Source organism: Achromobacter arsenitoxydans SY8 (assembly GCF_000236785.1).
Taxonomy (GTDB): domain Bacteria; phylum Pseudomonadota; class Gammaproteobacteria; order Burkholderiales; family Burkholderiaceae_B; genus Achromobacter; species Achromobacter arsenitoxydans.
This window is the reverse complement of sequence record NZ_AGUF01000021.1, coordinates 28727-47610: the sequence shown is the minus strand read 5'-3', so window position 1 is coordinate 47610 and position 18884 is coordinate 28727. Positions and strand designations below refer to the sequence as shown.

At 67.5% G+C, this 18884-nt stretch carries 16 protein-coding genes; 8 read left to right on the top strand and 8 right to left on the bottom strand.

The window, feature by feature from the left end; all coding sequences use genetic code 11:
- Window positions 1-152: 152 nt before the first annotated feature.
- Together KYC_RS04455 and KYC_RS04450 are read left to right on the top strand one after the other, a co-directional pair.
- Complete coding sequence (locus KYC_RS04455; RefSeq protein WP_008159252.1) at window positions 153-866, top strand: response regulator transcription factor; 714 nt, start codon at window positions 153-155, stop codon at window positions 864-866.
- Window positions 866-2266, top strand: coding sequence for a sensor histidine kinase (locus tag KYC_RS04450; protein ID WP_008159250.1), 1401 nt, complete (start codon window positions 866-868; stop codon window positions 2264-2266). Before KYC_RS04455 ends, KYC_RS04450 begins: the two co-directional genes overlap by 1 nt.
- Before the next feature lie 64 nt (window positions 2267-2330).
- On the opposite strand, the gene KYC_RS04445 is transcribed toward KYC_RS04450, so the two are convergent.
- The 4 genes from KYC_RS04445 to KYC_RS04430 form a co-directional block, all read right to left on the bottom strand.
- Window positions 2331-4586 (bottom strand): TonB-dependent receptor domain-containing protein, encoded by a 2256-nt coding sequence (locus tag KYC_RS04445; RefSeq protein WP_008159248.1) that lies wholly within the window; start codon window positions 4584-4586, stop codon window positions 2331-2333.
- 215 nt (window positions 4587-4801) lie between these two features.
- Window positions 4802-5620 (bottom strand): TatD family hydrolase, encoded by an 819-nt coding sequence (locus KYC_RS04440; RefSeq protein WP_043517561.1) that lies wholly within the window; start codon window positions 5618-5620, stop codon window positions 4802-4804.
- 50 nt (window positions 5621-5670) lie between these two features.
- Window positions 5671-6360 (bottom strand): ABC transporter ATP-binding protein, encoded by a 690-nt coding sequence (locus tag KYC_RS04435; protein WP_008159243.1) that lies wholly within the window; start codon window positions 6358-6360, stop codon window positions 5671-5673.
- On the bottom strand, window positions 6353-7585 hold the full coding sequence (locus KYC_RS04430) for a lipoprotein-releasing ABC transporter permease subunit (RefSeq protein ID WP_008159241.1): 1233 nt from the start codon (window positions 7583-7585) through the stop codon (window positions 6353-6355). The genes KYC_RS04435 and KYC_RS04430 overlap by 8 nt, the downstream gene beginning before the upstream one ends.
- A gap of 178 nt (window positions 7586-7763) precedes the next feature.
- Here KYC_RS04430 and KYC_RS04425 point away from each other — a divergent pair, with 178 nt between their 5' ends.
- The 6 genes from KYC_RS04425 to KYC_RS04400 all read left to right on the top strand — a co-directional run bounded on the left by KYC_RS04425 (window position 7764) and on the right by KYC_RS04400 (window position 14390).
- Window positions 7764-8705 carry a hypothetical protein gene (locus KYC_RS04425; RefSeq protein WP_008159239.1) on the top strand — a complete coding sequence of 314 codons (942 nt, stop codon included), beginning with the start codon at window positions 7764-7766 and terminating at the stop codon, window positions 8703-8705.
- Window positions 8687-10387 carry a single-stranded-DNA-specific exonuclease RecJ gene (gene recJ, locus KYC_RS04420; protein ID WP_008159237.1) on the top strand — a complete coding sequence of 567 codons (1701 nt, stop codon included), beginning with the start codon at window positions 8687-8689 and terminating at the stop codon, window positions 10385-10387. The genes KYC_RS04425 and recJ overlap by 19 nt, the downstream gene beginning before the upstream one ends.
- A 228-nt stretch (window positions 10388-10615) precedes the next feature.
- A protein-coding gene (gene prfB / locus KYC_RS04415; RefSeq protein WP_100148253.1) for a peptide chain release factor 2 occupies window positions 10616-11720 on the top strand; the annotation gives its coding sequence in 2 pieces (ribosomal slippage) (window positions 10616-10696 and window positions 10698-11720; 1104 coding nt in all).
- A 42-nt stretch (window positions 11721-11762) separates the two neighbouring features.
- Window positions 11763-12518 (top strand): SDR family oxidoreductase, encoded by a 756-nt coding sequence (locus KYC_RS04410; RefSeq protein ID WP_008159234.1) that lies wholly within the window; start codon window positions 11763-11765, stop codon window positions 12516-12518.
- A gap of 12 nt (window positions 12519-12530) precedes the next feature.
- Complete coding sequence (gene lysS, locus KYC_RS04405; RefSeq protein WP_008159231.1) at window positions 12531-14054, top strand: lysine--tRNA ligase; 1524 nt, start codon at window positions 12531-12533, stop codon at window positions 14052-14054.
- 15 nt (window positions 14055-14069) lie between these two features.
- The gene (locus KYC_RS04400; RefSeq protein ID WP_008159230.1) at window positions 14070-14390 is read left to right on the top strand and encodes a hypothetical protein; all 321 of its coding nucleotides are present in this window, start codon (window positions 14070-14072) and stop codon (window positions 14388-14390) included.
- Between the two features lie 7 nt (window positions 14391-14397).
- Here the strand turns inward: KYC_RS04400 and KYC_RS04395 are convergent, their stop codons facing one another.
- The 4 genes from KYC_RS04395 to KYC_RS04380 are packed head-to-tail and all read right to left on the bottom strand — an operon-like array spanning window position 14398 to window position 18828.
- Window positions 14398-15036 carry a TetR/AcrR family transcriptional regulator gene (locus tag KYC_RS04395; protein WP_008159228.1) on the bottom strand — a complete coding sequence of 213 codons (639 nt, stop codon included), beginning with the start codon at window positions 15034-15036 and terminating at the stop codon, window positions 14398-14400.
- A 5-nt stretch (window positions 15037-15041) separates the two neighbouring features.
- Window positions 15042-16196, bottom strand: coding sequence for a thiolase family protein (locus tag KYC_RS04390; protein WP_008159226.1), 1155 nt, complete (start codon window positions 16194-16196; stop codon window positions 15042-15044).
- Window positions 16193-18037 carry an AMP-dependent synthetase/ligase gene (locus KYC_RS04385; protein WP_008159224.1) on the bottom strand — a complete coding sequence of 615 codons (1845 nt, stop codon included), beginning with the start codon at window positions 18035-18037 and terminating at the stop codon, window positions 16193-16195. Before KYC_RS04385 ends, KYC_RS04390 begins: the two co-directional genes overlap by 4 nt.
- Window positions 18034-18828 carry an ABC transporter ATP-binding protein gene (locus KYC_RS04380; protein ID WP_043517555.1) on the bottom strand — a complete coding sequence of 265 codons (795 nt, stop codon included), beginning with the start codon at window positions 18826-18828 and terminating at the stop codon, window positions 18034-18036. The genes KYC_RS04385 and KYC_RS04380 overlap by 4 nt, the downstream gene beginning before the upstream one ends.
- Window positions 18829-18884: the final 56 nt, after the last annotated feature.

Sequence of the window (18884 nt, the reverse complement as noted above, 5' to 3'; positions counted from 1 at the left end):
TCCCATTTATTAATGAAAACTATTCTCATATTAGAATTGGGGCTGGCGGAGGCCGGCAACACGCTTTCCGCAACTTTTATCTTCTTTGCACTTCTTGACACTCCGGCTTGCGGCCTTCCGCCACACTGCCGGATGCACGAAGCCCACGACGCATGCCTTTCAATCCATCAACGGTGGCGCGCCGCATCCTGCTGATCGACGACGACGTCGAGCTGGCGCAGATGTTGCGCGAATACCTCGAACCCAATCATTGCCAGGTCACACTGGCCCATACCGGCGCCCAGGGCCAAACCCTGCTGGCGCAGGAAGATTTCGACCTGGTGCTGCTAGACCTGATGCTGCCCGACGGCAACGGACTGGACTTGCTCAAGCATTACCGGCAGCGCTCGCGCCGCCCGGTCATCATGTTCACCGCCCATGGCGGCGAAACGGATCGCGTGCTCGGGCTGGAATTCGGCGCCGACGACTACCTGGCCAAGCCCTTCAGCCCGCGCGAACTCAAAGCCCGCATCACGGCGGTGCTGCGGCGCTTCGAAGAAACGCCCGGCGCCGCCACGCCCCGGCTGAACCTGGGCGCGCTATCGCTGGACCCGTCCACCGGGCGCGCGCGCCTGGGCGCCGACGAAGTCATCCTGACCGGCGCCGAGCAGCGCATCCTGGAGATCCTGATGCGGACGCCGGGCCAGGTGATCGCGCGCGACCAGATCGGCCTGTATGCGCTGGGCCGCGCACCGGACCGCTACGACCGCAGCATCGACACGCACATCAGCAGCCTGCGCAAGAAGCTGCGCCTGGACCAGGGCGCCGACACCCTGTCCATCCGCAACCTGCGCGGCCTGGGCTACGTGCTTGCCGGCGCCGCATGATGGTCCGCCTGCCCGCCCGTTCGCTGTTCTGGCGCGCCTTCCTGACCTTCTGGGGCGCCATGGCCGTCATCCTGGTGAGCGGCATGATGCTGACCGCCGCGGTCGCCTGGTACCGCTTCAATTCGCTGGACGGCCTGAATCCCGCCAACCTGACGCGCGACGCCGCCCAGGTCGCGCGCACGCAGGGCGAGGAAGGACTGGAGCGCTGGGTCCGCGCCATGGACGACAACTACTCCGCCCTGAAGATCTACATCATGGACGCGCAGGACGCGGATATCCTGGGCCGCCGCCTGCCAACTCGCCTGCACGACTGGCTGGTGGCGTATCGCGCGGCGCCGGACAGGTCTGCGCAGTCGGACTACATACCTGCGGATCCCGCTGTCGAACGCGTATCCTGGTGGGAGCCGCAGTTGCTGACCCTGCCAGACGGATCGGAACGGCTGATGCTGTTCCTGCCCTTCGACTCGTCGCACTGGGAGGTCCTGGCGCTGTCGCCGGTGGCCCTGGCCCTGCTGCTGTTCGCGCTGGCGGTGACCGCGCCATTCTGCTGGGCGCTGACGCGCCACGTCACCGCGCCCCTGGCGCAATTGCGCGAAACCACGCAAGCCCTGGCCGCCGGACGCCTGGATACCCACACGCCCCCCAAGCTCGCGAAGCGCCGCGACGAACTGGGCATGCTGGCGCGGGACTTCGACGCCATGGCGGTGCGCCTGAAGGCCGTGGTGGACACGCGCGAACAGCTTCTGCGCAACATCGCGCACGAACTGCGTTCGCCGCTTGCGCGCTTGCAACTGGCGGCGGAACTGGCGCGACGCAACGACGAACGGCATGACCTGCAGCTCGACCGCATCGAACGCGAGTGCGAGCGTCTGGACGCGCTGGTTGGCAACACCTTGCGACTTGCGCGGGTGGGCGCGCTACCCGTGCCCACCGAACCGCTGGACCTGTCGGAAGTCGTATCCGGCGTGGTGGACGACGCGCGCTACGAAGCCGAAGGCCGCCACGTCGGCATCGCATGGGACACCCCGCCGCCGGTCTACATTGCCGGCGACCGCGACAGCCTGGCCAGCGCCATCGAAAACGTATTGCGCAACGCCTTGCGCTTCGCACCCGGCCACAGCCTGATCCGCGTGCGCCTGCTGATCAGCGCCAGCGAGGCCAGCCTGGAAATCGAAGACCGCGGCCCCGGCGTCGCCGCGCAGGACCTGGCGTCGCTGTTCGAACCCTTCTACCGCACGACGTCCGCCACAGCCGCCCCGGGCAGCGGCGCGGGCCTGGGCCTGTCCATCGCGCAGGCCGCCATCGCCGCGCACAAGGGGTCGATCTCGGCACGCAACGTTTCTCCGCATGGCCTGAGCGTGCGCATGGAGCTGCCGCTGCTGTCGGTCCCGCAGGCGTGAAAAAGCCCCGCGCGCGGCGGGGCCCATGCGAAGCGTGCCCGGCAACCGCCGGGCAGCTTTCCCATCAGAACGTAACGTTCGCCGACACCCACAGGCGGCGGCCTTCCAGGACCTGCCGGTAGGAATTGCTCCAGTTGGCGTTGGCCGCCGGCGCCGATGCGCCGACCTTGGTCGGGCCGTAGTTCACGAAGTTCTTGTCGAACAGGTTGAATACCGACGCCGACAAGGTGACGTTCTTGCTGACCACGTACGAGCCGCCCATGCTGGCCAGCCAGTACGGGTTGTAGAACACCTGCTCCTTCTCCCAGTTCATGTCGTTGAACTGCTTGGCGCGGTACTCGCCGCGGACCCAGGCGTTGAACTGGTCGTTGATGCGCCAGTTCAGGCCCAGGTTCAGCGAGTGCCGCGGCTGCGAACCCAGCGGCTGGCCGCGCTTGGCGCCCGACGTCACCTCGCTGGCGGTCAGCGTGTAATTGCCATTGAACGACAGCCCGCCATACAGCGGGATCCGGCCGCCAAGCTCGAAGCCCTGGATCGTGGCCGAGTCGATGTTCACGCGCTGCGAGAAATTGGCGACCGGAACACCGTTGCGCTCCCACACGCCCAGGTCCAGGCAGCCCGGCACGGGACCGCCGACGGCCAGGCAGTTGGGCACGTTCTGGCTGTCGATCTTGTCCTTGAACTTGGTGTGGAACGCAGTCAGGTTGCCCGACAGGCCTTCGCCGTTGTCGAACAGCACGCCCAGTTCGGACGAGGTGCTGCTTTCCGGCTTGAGCTGCGAGTTGCCCAACAGCGGCATGGTGCCCTGCGCGCCCAGGCCGATAATGCCGTCCGTCATCAGGTTGATGTCCGGCGTCTTGTAGCCCTTGCTCACGCCGCCCTTGAACGTCCACATCGGCGTCGCGTTCCAGACCAGATAGCCGCGCGGGCTCCACTTGCCGCCAAACTGTTCGTTGCGGTCATAGCGTGCGCCGGCCGTCAGCGCCAGGCTATCCACGATGCGCCATTCGTCTTCCAGGAACAGGGCCCATTGGTACTGCCGCTGGTCCAGCGGCGCGGACACCAGCGTGTCCTTGAACTGCTGCTCGCGCCACTGCCCGCCCATGGTCAGGTTGTGGCGCTCGTTGAACAGCGGCATCGTCCACTTCGTGTCGAACACCCAGTTGTCGTATTCCAGGTCGCGCTTGGCGCCGTCGGTGGGTTGGCGCGGCACGCTCATCGGGTTGGTGCGGCCGATGGTCTCGGTGGTGTCGTAGACCAGGCTGGTGTCGGAGCTGATGGAACTGCCGTAGCGGCCCAGATGGGTCAAGGCATAGCGCTGGCGGTTGAACTTCATTTCCGGCTCGTAGCCGCCGCCCTGGCGATTGCGCGCCACGCTGGAATTCAGGGTGCCCAGCTCGCCATTCGAGTTGTCGAAGGTCTGCCAGTTGCTGTCCACGTCGAACAGGATGTCGTGGTTGCGGTTGGGCGTGAGCGACAGCCGCAAGCCCACGTTCTGTTGGGTGCTGTCGCCCAGGCCGCTGAAGCTGGCGATGTCGCCGGAATAGTCGCCGCTGTTGTATTCGGCCTGGTTCAGGGGGTAGCTGCCGTTGGCGCTCAGGCGGCGGTAGTGCCCGCCGCGCAGGCTCAGGCCCAGCTTGTCCGTCTTCAGGGGGCCGCTCAGGTAGAAGGCCGCGCCGTAGGTGTTGCCGAAGCGGTTGTCGCCTTGCGCCGTGCCGTCCAGCGTGAGCTGGCCGGTCCATTCCTGGCCGACCTTGCGCGTGATGATGTTGATCACGCCGCCCATCGCGTCGGACCCGTACAGGGTAGACATGGGGCCGCGCACCACCTCGATGCGCTCGATGGCCGCCATTGGCGGGATGAAGTTGGTGTCGACGTCGCCGAATCCGTTGGCACGCGCGCCCGAGCTGTTCTGGTTCAGGCGCTTGCCGTCCACCAGCACCAGCGTGTAGTCGCTGGGCATGCCGCGGATGCTGATGTTCATGCCGCCGGCCTTGCCGCCCCGCTCCACCGACACGCCTTCCACATCGGCCACGGCGTCGGCCAGGTTATGGAACGGCCGGCTTTCCAGCTGCTCGCGCGTGATGACGGAAATGGACGCCGGCGCGTTGCGGATCTCTTGCTCAAAGCCCGACGCGGTGACCACCACCGTGTCCAGCTGAGCCACGCCCATGGTGTCTTCCAGGCCGGCGGTGCCGGTCTGCGCCTGCGCGCTGCCCGCGGCGGCTATGGCCAGGGCCAGCGGCAGCAGTCGGAAATCCGTGCGGAATGATGCTGAACCGGCTCCCCCGGAGCCGTTGATGCTTTTCTGAGTCGACATTGGGAATCAAATAAAAACCGCCTGAGACCGGCGGCGCGCGCACTGCGCTGGTTGGGTTTTTTAGCGAACGGCAATGATATGTATTCCCATTATTTGATTCAACTTTAAGTCAGCTTTTTTTAAGAAATATGAAAGATTTCAGACTAGTCCGATAAAAATGATGCATCTGCGCGACAACATACGTTATCGCGCAGCGATCAAGCGGGGTCGGATTGTCAGTCGGCGCCGGCCAGAATGGCGGCAGGCAGGCGCGGCAGGACGCGCATGGCGTTGGCGGTGGTGGCGTGCGCCACCTGCTCCGGCGTGATCCCGCGCAATTGCGCCAGCACCTGGGCGATGCGCGCCAGTTCGCCGGGACGGTTGCGGCGCTCAGGCGGGTGCAGCCAGGCGGGAGGGATATCGGGCGCGTCGGTTTCCAGCACCAGGTGCTCCAGGCCCACGTCCACCGCGTGGCGGCGGATCTGGAGCGCGCGCTCGTAGGTCATGGCGCCGCCCATGCCCAGTGCGAAGCCGTGTTCGACGAACGCCTGCGCCTGCTGGGCGCTGCCGTTGAAGGCGTGCGCGATCCCGCCGATGGGGCCATGCCGGCGCAGGTGCTTGAGCAGAATGTCCTGGGATTTGCGCACGTGCAGCAGCACGGGCAGCCGGAACTCGGCAGCCATGGCCAGTTGCGCGGCATAGAACCGTTCCTGGCGCTCGCGCGGTTCTCCGGTGGCAATTTCCGGCACGAAGAAATCCAGGCCGATTTCGCCGATGGCGACAAAGCGGGGATCGCCCAGCGATTCCCGGATCGCCACGCGCAACGCATCCAGGTCCGCGTCGTCCGCGCGCTGCACATACAGGGGATGGATGCCCAGGGCGTACGCGCCCCCGGCGATCTTGCCGGCCAGGTCGCGCACCACCGCGAAATTGGCGCGCTCGACCGCGGGAATGACGATGGATTGGACCCCGGCCTGGACGGCATGGTCCGCCACCTGCTCGCGGTCGGCGTCGAACTCCGGGGCGTCCAGATGGCAGTGGGTGTCGATAAGCATGGGCGCGTCCTCCTGGCCCGGATTATCCGCCCGTCCGGACCAGACGGGAATCAACCCGAAACCAGGCGGCCGTTTTCCATCAGCAATTGGCGGTCCGCGCGGGCAGCCAGTTCGGGATCGTGGGTCACGATGGCAAATGCCGTGCCCGACTCCTGGTTCACCCGGGTGAGCAGTTCGAACATATTGTGCGCGGTGTGCCGGTCCAGGTTGCCCGTGGGTTCGTCGGCCAGCACGCACACCGGCCGCGTGACCAGCGCGCGCGCCAGTGCGACCCGCTGCCGTTCGCCGCCGGACAGTTGCCCGGGGAAATGGCCTTCGCGGGCGGACAGGCCCACCAGCTTCAGGACCTCGTGTGCCGCCTGGCGCGCCTTGTCGCGGTTCTCGCGGCGCACGATCAGCGGCATCGCCACGTTGTCCAGCGCCGAGAACTCGGCCAGCAGGTGGTGGAACTGGTAGACGAAGCCCAGGCTGCGGTTGCGCACCGCGCTTTTCCTGGCCTCGGACAGGCCGACGGCCAGTTGTCCGTCGACGGACACCGAACCGCTGGTGGGTACGTCCAGCAGGCCCAGGATGTGCAGCAGCGTGCTCTTGCCCGAGCCCGACGCGCCCACGATGGCGACCATCTCGCCGCGCGCCACGGACAGGCTGACGTTGCTCAGGACTTCGATGCGGGCCGGACCCTCATCGTAGACCTTGATGATGTTTTCGGCCTGCAGGGCTGGCGTCAGGGTATCAGTCATGGCGCAGCACCTGTGCGGGTTGCAGGCGCGAAGCGCGCCAGCTGGGATACAAGGTCGCCAGCAGCGACAGCACCAGCGACGTCACGCCGATCGTGACGATGTCGCCCACCTGGGGATCGGACGGCAGCGCGCTGATGAAATAGATTTCGCGCGGCAGGAAATGCACGCCCAGCATGCGTTCGATGAAAGGCACGATCACGTCGACGTTGTAGGCGATGGCGATGCCGCCGGCCACGCCCAGCAGGGTGCCGATCACGCCGATCAACGCGCCTTGCACCAGGAAGATGCGCGCCACTTCGCCCGGCCCCGCACCCAGCGTGCGCAGGATGGCGATATCCGATTGCTTGTCCTTCACGGCCATGACCAGCGACGACAGCAGATTGAACGCCGCCACCGCGACGATCAGCGCCAGGATCAGGAACATCATGCGCTTTTCGGTCTGCACCGCCGCGAACCACGTGCGGTTGTTGCGCGACCAGTCGCTGGCCATCACGTACGGCGGCAGGACGTTGCGCAGTTCGGCCGCCACTTCGGGGGCCTTCTGCATGTCGGCGATCCGCAGGCGCACGCCAGCCGTGCCGCTTTCGCGGAACACGCGGGCCGCGTCTTCGTTGTCGACGAACGCCAGCGACGAATCGTATTCATAGTGGCCGGACGAAAACACGCCCACCACGGTGAACTGGCGCATGCGCGGCGCAAAGCCCGCCGGGCTGATCGAGCCCTGCGGCGCCATCATCAGCAGCGTGTCGCCCACCTTGACGCCCATGCCGTCAGCCAGTTCGTTGCCCAGCACCACGCCGAAGCCGCCGGGCTTGAGGTCGGTCAGCTTGCCCGCCACCATCTGCCGGGGCAGATCGGACACGTTGCCCTCGGTGGCCGGGTCGATGCCGCGCACCTGGGCGCCCCGCAGGGACTGTCCCCGCACCAGCATGCCCTGGGCCGCCACGAAGGGCGCGCCCGCCTTGACCTCGGGGTTGCGTTCGGCGGCGGTGGCGAACTGCTGCCACTGCTCCAGCACCCGCTCCGGCAAGGCGCCGGGTATATAGAGTTCAATGTGCGGCAGCACCGACAGCATGCGGTCGCGCACTTCCTTCTGAAACCCGTTCATGACGGACAGCACCACGATCAGGGCAGCGACGCCCAACGCGATGCCGGCCATGGAACTGGCGGCGATGAAGGAGATGAAGCGATCGCGGCGCCCGCGTCGCTGGCGGATTCGGGCCAACCCGGCATAGCGGGCGCCTATCCATAGTTCGTAGGGTATTTTCAGCACGTGCGCATTATTGCATTAACCGCCCGAAAATCTTCCCGCGGATGTGCGGTTGGAAGACCAGGCGTGACAACGTATGGCAGTCGGCCGCGCCGCTAAGTTCCCCATCTCGCCGCGGTCTACAATCGCGGCCATGCTGATCGTCATTCCGGGCGCCCTGCCCGACCTTCCCGTCGCCGCCGAACTGGCCAAGCTGCTGCCTGAGCGCGCACCCACCCTGCACGGCTGGCTACAGGCCGCCGCCGCGCGGCCCCAGGCCTACGACCTGCGCGCGCACGGCTGCACGGCGTTCGAATCCTGGCAGCTCGAACGCGCCGGTTACGTTCCCGAACCGGGCCTGCTGCAAGGCGCGGGGCTGGGTCCGCTGCTAGCCGGCGGCCCGGATGACGGACAGGCCGTGTGGCTGGCCGAGCTGGTCCATCTGGCGCTGGGCACGGACCAGGCCACCCTGCTCGATCCCGGCGCGATGGACTTGCTCGCACAGGAAACCGCCGCCCTGCTGGAAACGGCCCGCCCGCTGTTCGAAGATACCGGCTTCGCGGTCGAAGCCCTGTCGCCCGAGCGCTGGCGCCTGCGGCTGCCGGAGGGCCTGCGCCCGCAGACCGCCAGCCCGATGGCCGTGGCCGGACAGCGCCTGAACGAATGGTGGCGCCAGGATGCGGAAACACGCCCGTGGCGCCGCCTGCTCAACGAAATACAGATGGCGTGGCACAACCACCCCGTCAACGACGACCGCGCGGCGCGCGGCCTGCCCCCGGTCAACGCGCTGTGGCTGTATGGCGGCGGCACGCCCTGGAACGCCGCGCCCGCCGGGTCCGCGCAACTGCTGACCAGCCTGGACGCGCCCCAGCGCGCCGGCGACTGGGCCGCCTGGCTGGACGCCCTGGCCGAACTCGACGCGCAGCACCTGCGCCCGCTGGCCGGCGCCAAGGGCCTGCCCGCCACGCCTATGGAATTGCTGCTGCTGGGCAATGACCGCAAGGTCGCCCTGGACCTGAAACCGCGCGGGGGCCTGCTCGGCTTGCTGCCCGCGCCCAAGAAAAACTGGAGCGCCTGGTGGTCTCACCCCGCTTAACGATCCGTCCGGCCGACCTGGCCGCCTGTCACGTCCTGGAAGCCTCGGGCATCCATCCCCTGCTGGCGCGCCTGTGGGCCGCGCGCGGCGTCACGCATCCTGACCAGACCCGGCTGGCCTGGCCGTCGCTGCTGCCGCCCGCCGGCCTCACGCATTCGGCGCACGCCGCCGGCGTACTGGCCGACGCCATTCAGGCCGGCAAGAAGCTGCTGATCGTGGCCGACTACGACTGCGACGGCGCCACAGCCTGCGCCGTCGGCCTGCGCGCGCTGTCCGCCATGGGCGCCGACGTCGACTTCCTGGTGCCCAACCGCTTCGAGACCGGCTACGGCCTGTCGCCGGCCGTGGTGGACCTGGCCTGCCGGCACCGCGCCGGCAAGCCCGACATCATCATCACCGTCGACAACGGCATCGCCAGCGTCGACGGCGTGGCCGCGGCCAATGCGGCCGGCATCGGCGTGGTCATCACCGACCACCACCTGCCGGGCGACATCCTGCCCGACGCCCTCGCCATCGTGAACCCCAACCAGCCGGGCTGCGGATTCCCGTCCAAGAACCTGGCCGGCGTGGGCGTCATCTTCTACATGATGCTGGCCCTGCGCGCCGAACTGCGCCGGCGCGGGGTCTATGCCCCGGACGGCGGCCCGCGCCTGGACGCGCTGTCCGACCTGGTCGCGCTGGGCACGGTGGCCGACGTGGTCAAGCTCGACGCCAACAACCGCCTGCTCGTCACGCAGGGCCTGCAGCGCATGCGCGCCGGCCGGCTGCAGCCGGGGCTGCGCGCGCTGTTCGCCGTCGCCGGGCGCGAACCGCGCAGCGCCAACGGCTTCGACCTGGGCTTTGCGCTGGGACCGCGCATCAACGCGGCCGGCCGGCTGGCCGACATGAGCCTGGGCATCGCCTGCCTGACCACCGACGACGAGGCGCAGGCGCTTGAAATGGCGCGCGAACTCGACAACATCAACCGCGAACGCCGCACGATCGAAGCCGAAATGCGCGAACAGGCGCTGGCCGCGATGGAAGAGCCCAACGCCGCCGCGGGCGCCACCGTCTGCGTGTTCGACCCGGGCTGGCACCAGGGCGTCGTGGGTCTGGTGGCCTCGCGCCTGAAGGAAAAATTCTGGCGCCCCACCCTGGCCTTCGCGCCCGCCGGCGACGACGAGATCCGCGGATCGGGCCGCTCGATTCCCGACGTGCACCTGCGCGACGCGCTGGATCTGGTGTCCAAGCGCCATCCCAACCTGATCCGCAAGTTCGGCGGCCACGCCATGGCGGCGGGCCTGACGCTGGGCAAGGCCGACTTCGCCGCGTTCGCGCCCGCCTTCGACGCCGCCGTGCGCGAACTCACCGGCCGCGACACCTTCGAGCCCGTGATCGAAACCGACGGTTCGCTGGAATCGGGCTACGCCAACGCCGACGTGGCCGGCATGCTGCAGCAGCAGGTCTGGGGCGCGGGCTTCGCCGCGCCGCTGTTCCTGGACGAGTTCGTCGTGCGCAACCAGCGCCTGGTCGGCGAAAAACACCTGAAGCTGTCGCTGGAACGCGGCCACCAGCGCTTCGACGCCATCTGGTTCGGCCACGACCAATCCCTGCCGGAACACATCCAGGCCGCCTACCGGCTGGAACAGAACGTCTGGAACGGCATGGTGTCGGTGCAGCTGGTCATCGAACACGCCGGCTGATCGCAACCTGCAGAGGCGCCCCCTCGGGCCGCCTCTGCAGCCCGCCACAAGGCGCCTGCCCCCCTTTACTATCCCCCGGCGTTGCCTGCAACCTGAACAGGCTCTCCCCCTCTACGCGTCTACCCCAAAAAGCGATCCGTCCCCCCTCTCTTGCCATGCGCCCGCCAACTTGGCCCATCCACGGTAAAATGCCAGGTTTCGCACAAAAGTCATCAGGACAGGATCATCATGGAAGCCGAACGTCAGAACCAGCTCGCAGCCCGCCTCGCCGACTACGCGGAGCGCGAACAGGCTCTACGGAGGTATCTTTGACTACGATGCCAAAGCCGAACGCCTGCACGTTGTAAACGCCGAACTCGAAGACCCGGCCGTCTGGAACGACCCCAAGCACGCCCAGGACCTGGGCCGTGAAAAGAAGTCGCTCGAAGACGTGGTCGAAACGCTCACGAGCCTGAACGCGGGCCTTGCCGACTCGAACGAACTGTTCGAACTGGCCGCCTCCGACGACGACAGCGCCACCCTCGAATCCATCGAGCAGGACGCCGACGCCTTCCAGCAAACGCTCGAAGGCCTTGAGTTCCGCCGCATGTTCTCCAATCCGGCCGATCCCCTGAACTGCTTCCTGGACATCCAGGCCGGCGCGGGCGGCACGGAAGCGCAGGACTGGGCCTCGATGCTGCTGCGCCAGTACCTGAAGTACGCCGAGCGCAAGGGCTTCAAGGCCGAAGTCCTTGAAGAGTCCGACGGCGAAGTCGCGGGCATCAAGTCGGCCACGATCAAGATCGAAGGCGAATACGCCTTCGGTTACCTGCGCACCGAAACCGGCGTGCACCGCCTGGTCCGCAAGAGCCCCTTCGACTCCTCGGGCGGCCGCCACACGTCGTTCGCCAGCGTGTTCGTGTATCCGGAAGTCGACGACTCGTTCGAAGTCGATGTGAACCCCGCCGACCTGCGCGTGGACACCTACCGCGCATCCGGCGCGGGCGGCCAGCACATCAACAAGACCGACTCGGCGGTTCGCCTGACCCACATCCCCACCGGCATCGTCGTGCAGTGCCAGAACGACCGTTCGCAGCACCGCAACCGCGCCGAAGCCATGCAGATGCTGAAGTCCAAGCTCTACGAACTGGAAATGCGCAACCGCATGGCCGAACAGCAGAAGCTGGAAGACTCCAAGACCGATGTGGGCTGGGGCCACCAGATCCGTTCCTACGTGCTGGACCAGAGCCGCATCAAGGACCTGCGCACGAACGTCGAAATCTCAAATACGCAGAAAGTGCTGGACGGCGACCTGGATCCCTTCATCCAGGCCAGCCTGAAGCAAGGCGTCTAAGTTCCGCGATTCTTCCCCGCTCACGCACCCCGAGGTCCACGAATGTCTGACACCATCGCAATCCTGACCGGCGCATCCCGCGGCATCGGCGCCGCCATGGCGCGCGGCCTGGCCAAGCCCGGCACCCGCCTGATCACCCTGGCGCGCCGCGAAGACCCCGAGCTCGCCGCCTACGCGCGCTCGCAGGACGCGCAGCTGGAACAGCTGTCCGTGGACCTCTCGGACCTGAGCGCGGCCGAATCCGCCGCCGAACGCATCTGCGCTGCGCTCCCGCGCGACGCCAAGCGCTATCTGCTGATCAACAACGCGGGCACGGTGCACCCCGTGGCGCGCACCGACGCGCTCACCGACGCCGCGGCCATCACCGCCGCCTTCAACCTGAACGTCACCGCCGTCATGCTGCTCACCGCGCGCTTCCTGGCCGCCGTGGCGGACATCAAGGCCGACCGCCGCGTGCTGAACATCTCCTCCGGCGCGGGCCGCAACCCGAACGCCGGCTGGGGCGTGTACTGCGCCACCAAGGCCGCGCTGGACATGCATGCGCGCGTGGTCAAGCAGGAACAAGGCGAAGACGGCGCCCGCATCGTCGCGCTGGCCCCCGGCATCGTCGACACCGACATGCAGGTGGCCATCCGCGCCAGCGATCCCGCCAGCTTCCCGGCGCTGGCCAAGTTCCAGGACTTCCACGCGACCGGCAAGCTGTCCTCGCCCGCCAACGTCGCCTCCCGCATCCTCGCCTACCTGGATCGCGAAGATTTCGGCACGACCGAAATCGACGACATCCGCAATTACGACTGATCCTTCCCCACCATGACCGACCACTCGACCACTCCGGCTCCCGCCCAGGACGAAAACCGCTTGATCGCCGAACGGCGCGCCAAGCTGGCCAAACTGCGCGAAGCCGGGGTCGCGTACCCCAACGATTTCGTTCCGGACGCCCGCGCCGCCGCCCTGCATGACAAGTACGACGGCGAGGAGCAGGAAGCCCTGGCCGCCGCCGCCGTTACCGTCAAGGTCGCCGGCCGCATGATGCTCAAGCGCGTCATGGGCAAGGCCAGCTTCGCCACGCTGCAGGACAGCACCGGCCGCATCCAGATCTACCTGGACCGCGGCACGCTGGGCGAAGACAACTACGCCGCGTTCAAGCAATGGGACATCGGCGACATCATCGCGGTCGAAGGGTCGGTCTTCAAGACCAACAAGGGCGAACTGTCGGTGCACGCCGCCACGGCGCGCCTGCTGTCCAAGTCCCTGCGCCCCCTGCCGGACAAGTTCCACGGCGTGGCCGACCAGGAACTGCGCTACCGCCAGCGCTACGTCGACCTCATTATGACGGACGCCACGCGCCGCACATTCGAGGCGCGCAGCAAGGCCGTGGGCAGCATCCGCCAGTTCATGCTGAACGCGGGCTTTCTTGAAGTCGAAACCCCGATGCTCCACCCGATCCCGGGCGGCGCGGCGGCCAAGCCCTTCGTCACGCACCACAATGCGCTGGACATGGAAATGTTCCTGCGCATCGCGCCCGAGCTCTACCTCAAGCGCCTGATCGTGGGCGGCTTCGAACGCGTCTTCGAAGTCAACCGCAACTTCCGCAACGAGGGCGTCAGCCCGCGCCACAACCCCGAATTCACGATGATGGAGTTCTACGCAGCCTTCGCGGACTACCGCTGGCTCATGGACTTCACCGAAGAGCTGATCCGCCAGGCCGCCATCTCGGCCACCGGCAGCGCCGTCCTGACCTACCAGGAACGCGAGCTGGACCTGTCCAAGCCCTTCGACCGCCTGACCATCTGCGAAGCCATCCTCAAGTACACCGACGGCTACACCCAGGCGCAGCTCGACGACGCGGCCTTCGTGCGCGCCGAACTGAAGAAGCTGGGCGCGGACGCCGACGGCCCCGTGCTGTCGCGCGCCGGCCTGGGCGCGCTGCAGCTGGCGCTCTTCGAAGAGACCGCCGAAGCCAAGCTCTGGAACCCCACCTACATCATCGACTATCCGGTGGAAGTCTCGCCCCTGGCGCGCGCCTCGGATACCCGCGAAGGCATCACCGAGCGCTTCGAGCTCTTCATGACCGGCCGCGAAATCGCCAACGGCTTCTCGGAACTGAACGACCCCGAAGACCAGGCGGAACGCTTCCGCTCGCAGGTCGAAGCCAAGGACGCCGGCGACGAAGAAGCCATGTTCTATGACGCCGACTACATCCGCGCGCTGGAATACGGCATGCCCCCGACGGGCGGCTGCGGCATCGGCATCGACCGCCTGGTCATGCTGCTGACCGACAGCCCCAGCATCCGCGACGTCATCCTCTTCCCGCACCTGCGCCGTGAAGACTAAACCGCGGACGGCGTCATGATCTTCAAGATCCTGATGCTCCTGCTGGTCGTGGCGGGGCTGGTCTACTGGATCAAGCAGCCCCGCCGCATCCAGGCTGGCGCGCCCTACGCGTCCGCGCCGGCCCGCCGGCCGGCCTTCATCGCGCTGTGCGTCGCCACGGCGATCTCGCTGGTCGCCGCCATCCTGACCGCCCTGCTCTGGATGGGCAGTGTCGCCGGCGGCGTCACCGGCGGCGGCTATCACGGCGAAGCCGACTATCTCCTGCCCGTCTCCGGCTCGCTGCTGGCGCTGGCGGTCGCCTGCGCGGTGGGCGCGTTCATCAAGCGGCGCGGCTAAGATCTCGCTAACGCTCCAGCGGCCACGTCCCCACCCCCGGCGGCAGCGTGGGCAGCGACGCCTGCAGCATCGCGTCGATGAACGGGCCGGGCGCCAGCCGCCCGCCCGGCTTGTACCACTGCACCGTCAGGTTCATCGCGCCCAACACGCAGCGCTTGATGACGCGCGCGTCGCCCTGGATCAGCCCCGCATCCACAGCGGCCGCCACCACCGACTGCCACATCGCCTCGTAGCGGTCGCTAAGCACCTTCACGGCCGCCTGGCTGGGCGCGGACAGGCTGCGCCATTCGTACACCAGCGCATTCATGGCGTCGCCGCCTGCCCCATGCAGCATGCTCCACATATGGACGCGGAACAGCGCCGCCAGCCGGTCCGCCGGCGCCTGGTAGCAGGCCAGCGCCCTTTCGCCGTGGTCGATCACTTCCTGGATGCCGTTGTTCATCACCGCCACCAGGATCTCTTCCTTGCTGCGGAAATGGTGGAACAGGCTGCCCGATTGGAGCCCCACGGCCTTGGCCAGTTCGCGCACGGTCGCGCGTTCGTAGCCGTGCTTGCTGAAGAGCCTGCCGGCGGCCAGGACCAGTTCGCGGCGCCGCTCCGATTCCGCGCCGTCGTCGCGCGATGCCTCGATCCCGGTCTTGGCCATGTGGCTCACAGCCTCTGGATGATCGTCGCGGTCGCCATGCCATGGCCGATGCACATCAGCTGCATGCCCAGTTCGCCTTCGGTAGCCTCCAGCCCGGCCAGCATCTTGCCCATCAGTCCCGCCCCCGTCGCGCCCAGCGGATGGCCATGCGCGATCGCGCCGCCCCACGGATTCACGCGCGACAGATTCGCGCCCAGTTCGCGCTGCCAGGCCAGCACCACGCTGGCGAAGGCTTCGTTGATCTCGATCCAGTCGATGTCGTCCATCGCCAGCCCCGCCCGCGCGAGCGCCTGACGCGCGGCGGGGATAACGCCGGTCAATTGCATCACCGGATCGGAACCCGCCACCACGCGCGCCAGGAACCGCGCCCGCGGCCGCAGGCCGTCGGCCAGCGCCGTGTCCTTGTCTGCAAGCAGCACCGCCGCCGCGCCGTCCGCAAGCTGGCTGGCATTGGCTGCCGTCACGCCGCCCTGCCCGGGCGGCCGCATGGCCGGGGCCATGGCGGCCATGCGGGCCGCGTCCGTGGTTTCGCGGATGCCTTCGTCACGAACCGCGGCCGCCGTCGGCCCCGGCAACAGCTCCGCATGCAGCCCGGCGCTGGCCGCGGCCCAGGCGCGGGCGTGGCTCTCGCGCGCCCATTGGTCCATCTCGGCCTGCGACAGGCCCCAATGGCTGGCGATGCGTTCCGCGCTCTCGATCTGGTGGATTAGCGGATAGCGCTCCAACAGCGCGGGATTCAGGGACTCGAAGCCCCGGAACTCGCCCTGCCCCAGCGTCACGTCCAGGAACATCGGCACGCGGCTCATGCTTTCGACGCCACCCGCCACCACGTAGCGCATGTCGCCCGCGGCGATCGCCTGGGCGCCGAAATGCACCGCCTGCTGACTGGACCCGCACATGCGGTTAAGCGCCACGCCGGGCACGCTTTCCGGCAGGCCAGCCAGCATGGCGGATAGGCGGCCGATGTTGGCGCCCTGCTCTCCCGCCTGGCTGACGCAGCCGGCGATCAGGTCCTCGACCTTGTCCCCCGGCAGGCCGGCGCGCGCCAGCAGCCCCTGCACGGTTTCGGCCAGCAGCGTATCCGGGCGCGTCTGCGCCCACCAGCCGCCACGCCGGCCGAATGGCGTGCGCACGGCTTCCAGGATCACGGCTTGGTTCATGCCGTCGTCTCCTCTACGTAGAGCGTTTCGATTTCCTGCGCGTAGGTGCGATAGATGCTGGCGCGCCGGACCTTCATCGTCGCCGTCACTTCGCCGTCGTCATGGTCCAGCTCTTTGGTCAGCAGATGGAAGCGTTTGATCTGCGCCACAGGCGCCAGCCCGGCATTGGCGCGCGCGACCTCCTGCTGCACCAGTTCGCGCACCTGCGGGCATTCGGCCAGGGACCGGAAATGCGTGAACGCGATGCGGCGGGACTCCGCCCACTTGCCGACCGTGTCGAACTCAAGCTGGATCAGAGCCGACACAAACTTGCGCCCATCCGCGATCACGATGCACTCCTTCACGTAAGGGCTGCCCTTGACCGCGTTCTCGATTTCGGAGGGCGTCAGGTTCTTGCCGCCCGCAGTGATCATGATGTCCTTCAGGCGGTCCACGATGCGCACGCGGCCGGCTTCCTCGGCCACCACGTCGCCGGTGTGCAGCCAGCCCTCGCGCACGGTGTCGGCCGTGGCGTCCGGATTCTTGTAGTAGCCCTGGAAAACCATGTCGCCGCGAATCAGCAGTTCGCCCGCTTCGCCCATCCGCCATTCCACGCCCAGGATCGGCTCGCCCACGGTGCCGACCTTCACGCGGTCGGGATGCTGTCCGAAGATCATGCCGGTGGATTCCGTCAGCCCGTAGACCTCGACCAGCGGCACGCCCAGCGTGCGGAAGTAGCGCACCACGTCAGGCGGAATCGGCGCTGCGCCCGTCATCGCCACCCGCACCCGCCGCAGACCGATGAAATTCTGCAGCGCGCGCAGAACCAGCCAGTACCACAGCCAATGCGTCAGCCGCTCGCCGGGCCCGTATTGCCGGGAAGACTTTTCAAGGAACGGCGCGCACTGCGCCAGCGCCTTGCGGTACAGCCACTGCTGCAACGGTCTGGCCTCTTGCATCTTGATCGAGATCGCGGCGTGCAGCTTTTCCCAGATCCGCGGCACGCCCAGGAAAATCGTTGGAGCCACCTCGCGCAGGTCTTCCTGCACGGTACGGAGCGATTCGCCGAAATTCACCTGCGAGCCCAGGTAAATGGGCACGAAGGTGGACAGCATCTGCTCGGCCACGTGGCACAGCGGCAGATAAGACAGGTGCACGGTGGATGCATCCATGGACAGCCGTTCGGCAATGCCGGGCGCCACCCCGCGCATATTGCCGTAGCTCAGCATCGCGCCCTTGGGCTTGCCCGTGGACCCGGACGTATAGATCATGAGTCCGGTGTCGTCCAGGCGCTGGGCGTCCAGCGACGCGTTCAAGGCGGCCAGTTCCGCGGCCTCGCGCCCAAGGCCGTCGGCCTCGATTTCCGCGAACGTCGCGATGCGCGCGCGGTCCTGCGCCGCATACGAGCGCAGCCCCTTGGTCTCTATCATCACGATGCGCCGCAGCAGCGGCAGCCGGGCGGCCACCTGCAGCACTTTGTCCGTCTGCTCCTGGTCCTCGCACACCACCAGCTCGACATCGGCGTGCTCCAGCACATAGCCCATTTCCTCGGCCGGGCTGGTGGAATAGACGCCTACCGCTACGCCACCGGCCGCGCCGGCGCCCATCTGGGTCAGCAGCCATTCCACGCGGTTGTCCGAGACGATCGCCACCCGCCCGCCGGGGCTCAGGCCCAGTGCGCGCAGGCCCAGCCCGACGCGGCAGGCGCGCTGCCAGTATTCGGCCCATGTCAGGGGCTTCCAGATGCCGAAATCCTTTTGCCGGATGGCGATCGCCGACGGCTGGCGGCGCGCCTGTTCACGCAGCATCTGCGGCAGCGTCAGCGCCGGCCAGGCGCCCGGGTCGGTGTGCGCGTCCATCATGACAGCCAGCGCTTGCGGCGCTTGTAATGTTTGATATCGCGAAATCCGCGCGCCTCGCCCGATCCGCCCACGCCCAGGTAGAACTCGCGAACGTCCGGATCCGCCGCCAGCCTGTCGGCCGTGCCGTCGATCACCACCTTTCCCGTCTCCATGATGTAGCCGTAGTGCGCCACCGCCAGCGCCACCGACGCGTTCTGTTCCACCAGCAGCATCGACACGCCCTGTTCGGCGTTGATGCGCGCAATGATGGAAAAAATGTTCTCGACCAGCATCGGCGACAGCCCCAGCGACGGCTCGTCCAGCAGCATCAGCTTGGGCTGCGCGATCAGCGCCCGCCCGATGGCCAGCATCTGCTGCTCGCCGCCCGACAGGTAGCCGGCCAGGCCGCGGCGCCGTTCGAACAGGCGCGGAAAATAGCCGTAGACCAGATCGAAATCCACCCGCGCCCCGGACCTGCCTGTCAGCGCGTAGGTCGCGGCCACCAGGTTTTCCTCGACCGTCAGGTCCTCGAACACGCGGCGCCCTTCCATCACGTGGGCGAGACCCGAGCGCACCAGATTCTGGGGCTTGGCGCCCGCAGTGTCGCCGCCATCGAAAACGATGTGCCCGCGCACCAGCGCGCCGTCCTCCAGGTCCAGCAGGCCCGACACCGCCTTCAAGGTGGTGGACTTGCCAGCCCCGTTGCTGCCCAGCAGCGCTACGATGCTGCCCGCCGGCACCGACAGCGACAGGCCGCGCAACACCTGCACCGCCTTGTTGTAGACGACCTCGATATTGTTGATATCGAGCACCGCCGGCGGCGCTCCGCCGGCGGATTCTGTGCGCGTGTCATGTACCGGGTTCACGG

Coding starts and splice junctions, on each gene's coding strand:
- KYC_RS04455 (WP_008159252.1), top strand. CDS start 153: ATGCCTTTCAATCCATCAACGGTGGCGCGCCGCATCCTGCTGATCGAC.
- KYC_RS04450 (WP_008159250.1), top strand. CDS start 866: ATGGTCCGCCTGCCCGCCCGTTCGCTGTTCTGGCGCGCCTTCCTGACC.
- KYC_RS04445 (WP_008159248.1), bottom strand. CDS start 4,586: ATGTCGACTCAGAAAAGCATCAACGGCTCCGGGGGAGCCGGTTCAGCA.
- KYC_RS04440 (WP_043517561.1), bottom strand. CDS start 5,620: ATGCTTATCGACACCCACTGCCATCTGGACGCCCCGGAGTTCGACGCC.
- KYC_RS04435 (WP_008159243.1), bottom strand. CDS start 6,360: ATGACTGATACCCTGACGCCAGCCCTGCAGGCCGAAAACATCATCAAG.
- KYC_RS04425 (WP_008159239.1), top strand. CDS start 7,764: ATGCTGATCGTCATTCCGGGCGCCCTGCCCGACCTTCCCGTCGCCGCC.
- KYC_RS04410 (WP_008159234.1), top strand. CDS start 11,763: ATGTCTGACACCATCGCAATCCTGACCGGCGCATCCCGCGGCATCGGC.
- lysS (WP_008159231.1), top strand. CDS start 12,531: ATGACCGACCACTCGACCACTCCGGCTCCCGCCCAGGACGAAAACCGC.
- KYC_RS04400 (WP_008159230.1), top strand. CDS start 14,070: ATGATCTTCAAGATCCTGATGCTCCTGCTGGTCGTGGCGGGGCTGGTC.
- KYC_RS04395 (WP_008159228.1), bottom strand. CDS start 15,036: ATGGCCAAGACCGGGATCGAGGCATCGCGCGACGACGGCGCGGAATCG.
- KYC_RS04390 (WP_008159226.1), bottom strand. CDS start 16,196: ATGAACCAAGCCGTGATCCTGGAAGCCGTGCGCACGCCATTCGGCCGG.
- KYC_RS04385 (WP_008159224.1), bottom strand. CDS start 18,037: ATGATGGACGCGCACACCGACCCGGGCGCCTGGCCGGCGCTGACGCTG.